Here is a 3,645-nt window from a genome sequence, read left to right as displayed (position 1 = left end):
CAGCATCAGTTTTATATCTGGGTTGCTCTGACAGCTCTTTGATTTGTTTCTTTAAGATGGCTGATTGTTGATTAAGCATTTTGTATTCACTCAATAATGCCTGAAAACTCAGATTCCCATTGCCCCCAGGTGAAAAATTATCCAGATACCTGATGAAGTCTTTTGACCAGTTGCTTGTTTGCAATTCAACAGGGATAGCTTCTCCAAAATACATCAGAAAGAATTTTATCCGATTCTTTACCCGGGTTATATCTCGGGTAAGTCTATCATAAACCCTCAGTAGTGACCTGTCCTGCTGTTGTTCCAATGGAGGAACATAAAGGGCTTTAAAATCTCCGTTTTTTAGCCCTCTGGCCAACTTTCCACTATCTATGCTATCACTCTTACGACGTTTCTCCTTATCACTTGTAGGTACATCTGCAGGGTGAATTACTATACAATTAATACCTGCTGAACTTAACTGACGTTGAATATTGAATCCTGCAAATCCCGCTTCATACACACAATGAATATCGGCTCCGGGATAATGTCCCTTCAAGTAGGCAGAAAGTTGTACACTATCTGGTGGTTGGGTAAAGGAGTTAAGCATCAACTCTTTAGACATCACTGTCACTTTCCAACTCTTTAAATGTGAATCAATCCCTACATAGATTGATTCTCCGCTAAAATCTCTTACTTTTGTTTTCATATGCTTCGGTTTTTGGTTTTCACTGCTGTTAACTTAAAGTTACTGTGAAACTGATTCCGAAGCTATTTTTTCAAACATACAAACTCAAAAGTCTTTTGTACCAAATAATATCGCTATGGCGAACCGTTTGGAATTTTTCCTCACCGCGCGGCGGCCGCCCCAACCCCTCTCCCGAGGGAGAGGGGCTTAAAGTCTCCCTCCGTGCGACGTCCGCTCCTTGTTCAGGAGAGGGAGATTTAGAGGGTGAGGAGATTTTGTGCCAAATAATATCGCTACGGCGCACCGTTTTGTGCGGTTTTCTTTTGAGACAGCTCCTTTCCTGTTTTTATATCTCTTAGTTCCGGCCTTTATCGCCATTGAAGATTTTAGCGCCTGCCTTTACTGCGCCTTCTGTCAACTCGGCACCAACCTGCTCGCCTAAGTTAAAAACTTTATCGAAAGTACGTTTAAAGTCGGCATTGGCTTCTTTATTGTCTTTTCCTTCTAAAAGGCTGATGGTATAGTGCATACCTCCTAACATAAACGAAGGTGTAAATGAAGCCATGGCACCTAAAAAACCACCGAATTTCTTTATATCTTCCATAATAGCTATCATTATTTTGATTAAAAACTGAATCAAAAGTACAGCTAAGCTACACACATCCTACCGGAATGTTTACGAGTGGTTGAGAACCTGTTTGGTACAAGGAAAAAAGTTTATGGGTTATTCAGTTGTGCTGAATAACCGTAAATAGAATTACCTGTTTTAGTGCCATGAATTAAATTTCTTTCACCACTCTTCTCCGAAGAAATTTGTCATAATAACTTCTACGGTTTCTTTTCACATAAACATATCTGATAATTCCGGCAATCAGGCAGATGGCAGTTATTGAAAGTATAGTATCAACAGTTGTCATGTTATATGGATTATTTAACAGTTTCATCATATTAACTAAAAATCTTAACAGATGTTTCAGCAGATTGAGAATTTATTATTAAAGCACCGTTAGATAGGATATTTTAAGAACAATTATGGTGATGGGTTGATTAAAAGGGCTAAACTGGATTGGTAGATAATATATTTTTACAATTGGCAAAAAGGCCGTATTTTTGCTTAACAATTACTTCATTTACAGTTTCCGGAATGCCCCTTAGATTAGTACTGATTTATATACTCTGTTGTTTGATTGAAATTGTCGGTTACAGGCTATACAGAGATAAACTAAGTTTCCTGAGTGCTTTACCCGTAATATGCCTCCTGATTTTTTATTACCTACGCCGGAGGGGTGAATACAGACTCAAAGACTATACCTATAGCATTGGGCTTTTTCTGGCGGCAATAGCAGATATTATGCTTGAAGTCAGAAATACAACTGTTAAAGTACTTGCTTTGGTGATATATATGCTTAGTTTTTCTTTTTATATTGCCACTGTTCGTAAAGAAGCAGTTTTCGGGACCTCTACCAGAGAACTTCTGAAAGTAATAGGTCATATGCTTTTGCTTATTTCGCCTGTTCTCGTAGTTTTTTACAAAATCCCTTCTGATTACTTTTTTGCCTCCATGATTTACATGGTATTTCTGGCGTTATTATATATTACGGCTCTTTTGCGGAAAACCAATAAAAGTAGTTACCAATGGTTTCTTGCAGGTGCCATTGCGTTTGCTGTGGTTACTATTAGTGAGATATATTTTTCTTTTATTATCCGGTTTCCCAATGGTTCAATACTGATAAAAACTATTTATAGCTTTGCCCAATTTGCTATTTTTATGGGGATTATCAGAACCTATAAGAATTTTTATTCTGCTGATGGGCAATGAGAGATGAATTTATATGCTATCAGAAAACTATGCCGTAGCGGATCGTGGAGACTCCAACCTTTCTGGCCATCTGATGATTCTGATTTCAGAAACAGGTATTATTCTGAAATTTTCACAAACAATCAATAATCGCTTCTCGTTAAGATTATTCAGGGTTGAAATCATTTGAAGCAGTTGCCACTAAATCAATACTTTATTAAATGAAAGCGGTACCCTTAACAAATCACTATCATTTACTGTAGCGCTCATTCACAAACTATGAAAAAATTTATTCTACTCCAGTTACTGTCTATTATTTCTCTGGCGGCGGTTGCACAATCTATAACTCCTGAAAAACTTCAGGTGTCAGGGAGTATTAAAGCAGATACTGCCAAAATAAAAGTTTTGCAGATTCAACCAAATGCAGGAGCCGGAAAAGTGTTCACCAGTGATGCGAATGGCAATGGTACCTGGCAAACGATGGCAAATGCCCAAGCGTTGACAGCTTTTGTTCATAGAGCTACTTCTGCTAATACGATCGGGCATATTACTACTTTATCTTACCCGAATCAGAAGCATACAGACATAGTACTGGTTACCCATAATTATAATCCGGCTCCGTATGGCAGCGGCTCTGTAGCCTATAATAATCATCCGGTAGGGGTATATTGGATTGGTAGCGCGTGGACAATCTATAACGAGGATATCGCAGCTATTACCGGTAATGCATTTAATGTTCTTGTCATCAGGCAATGATAGCGGTTTTCCTGCCAACGCAGAGACCTCCGCAATAGCGTAGCTTTTGCTTTGATTGTCTGTTTTAAAATAGGTTTACATCAACCTATTTTAGGACAAGACACTATTCAGTATGAAGATAAAAATTCATCGAAATTTTCAACAAATGGAGAAATACGAATTATTTCACCATTATTCTTTAAAATAGCGAGCGGGCCACCTCCAACGTATCGTGCGAATTCATCATTATTCTCTATAAATCTTTTACTGTTATAAAAGAAAATCCACGCTTTTTCAGTTTCGATAGTTTGATTTAAAATTATTACCGGAGGATTATCAGAATTCTGAAAACGCTTAATTAAATAATCCTCAGCAATATTGAAAGATTCATTAAAAGAAATCATCTACTTGTATTTTTTAAAAACCAAAATTTTTTTTCCTCAGA

The 3,645-nt window shown here is 37.4% G+C and carries 7 protein-coding genes; 3 read left to right on the top strand and 4 right to left on the bottom strand.

The features are described from left to right. From EWM59_RS27165 to EWM59_RS27950, 3 genes are all read right to left on the bottom strand, one after another. A partial coding sequence (locus EWM59_RS27165) for an IS110 family transposase (RefSeq protein ID WP_130024341.1) occupies positions 1-688 on the bottom strand: 688 nt, incomplete at its 3' end. A gap of 334 nt (positions 689-1,022) precedes the next feature. Then, a complete protein-coding gene (locus EWM59_RS27160) occupies positions 1,023-1,283 on the bottom strand; it encodes a hypothetical protein (RefSeq protein WP_130024340.1) in 261 nt (86 codons plus the stop codon). 163 nt (positions 1,284-1,446) lie between these two features. After that, on the bottom strand, positions 1,447-1,614 hold the full coding sequence (locus tag EWM59_RS27950) for a hypothetical protein (protein WP_165372316.1): 168 nt from the start codon (positions 1,612-1,614) through the stop codon (positions 1,447-1,449). 197 nt (positions 1,615-1,811) lie between these two features. Here EWM59_RS27950 and EWM59_RS27155 point away from each other — a divergent pair, with 197 nt between their 5' ends. The 3 genes from EWM59_RS27155 (at position 1,812) to EWM59_RS27150 (ending at position 3,221) form a co-directional block, all read left to right on the top strand. Beyond that, positions 1,812-2,486, top strand: coding sequence for a lysoplasmalogenase family protein (locus tag EWM59_RS27155; RefSeq protein ID WP_130024339.1), 675 nt, complete (start codon positions 1,812-1,814; stop codon positions 2,484-2,486). Positions 2,487-2,499: 13 nt separating this feature from the next. After that, a complete protein-coding gene (locus EWM59_RS27945) occupies positions 2,500-2,655 on the top strand; it encodes a hypothetical protein (RefSeq protein WP_165372315.1) in 156 nt (51 codons plus the stop codon). Positions 2,656-2,744: 89 nt separating this feature from the next. Continuing rightward, complete coding sequence (locus EWM59_RS27150) at positions 2,745-3,221, top strand: DUF7452 domain-containing protein (RefSeq protein ID WP_130024338.1); 477 nt, start codon at positions 2,745-2,747, stop codon at positions 3,219-3,221. Between the two features lie 107 nt (positions 3,222-3,328). Here the strand turns inward: EWM59_RS27150 and EWM59_RS27145 are convergent, their stop codons facing one another. Then, positions 3,329-3,604: a YrhB domain-containing protein gene (locus EWM59_RS27145; RefSeq protein ID WP_130024337.1), complete on the bottom strand. Its 276-nt coding sequence runs from the start codon at positions 3,602-3,604 to the stop codon at positions 3,329-3,331. Positions 3,605-3,645 lie beyond the last annotated feature (41 nt).

Source organism: Emticicia agri (genome assembly GCF_004168285.1).
GTDB classification, from domain to species: Bacteria; Bacteroidota; Bacteroidia; order Cytophagales; family Spirosomataceae; genus Emticicia; species Emticicia agri.
Note: the sequence above shows the minus strand (reverse complement) of the source record. Positions and strands in the feature narration are given on the sequence as shown.

Bases quoted from the DNA above. Each gene is read 5' to 3' on its own strand.
- EWM59_RS27160 (WP_130024340.1), bottom strand. From the start codon at position 1,283: ATGATAGCTATTATGGAAGATATAAAGAAATTCGGTGGTTTTTTAGGT.
- EWM59_RS27950 (WP_165372316.1), bottom strand. From the start codon at position 1,614: ATGATGAAACTGTTAAATAATCCATATAACATGACAACTGTTGATACT.
- EWM59_RS27155 (WP_130024339.1), top strand. From the start codon at position 1,812: ATGCCCCTTAGATTAGTACTGATTTATATACTCTGTTGTTTGATTGAA.
- EWM59_RS27945 (WP_165372315.1), top strand. From the start codon at position 2,500: ATGCTATCAGAAAACTATGCCGTAGCGGATCGTGGAGACTCCAACCTT.
- EWM59_RS27150 (WP_130024338.1), top strand. From the start codon at position 2,745: ATGAAAAAATTTATTCTACTCCAGTTACTGTCTATTATTTCTCTGGCG.
- EWM59_RS27145 (WP_130024337.1), bottom strand. From the start codon at position 3,604: ATGATTTCTTTTAATGAATCTTTCAATATTGCTGAGGATTATTTAATT.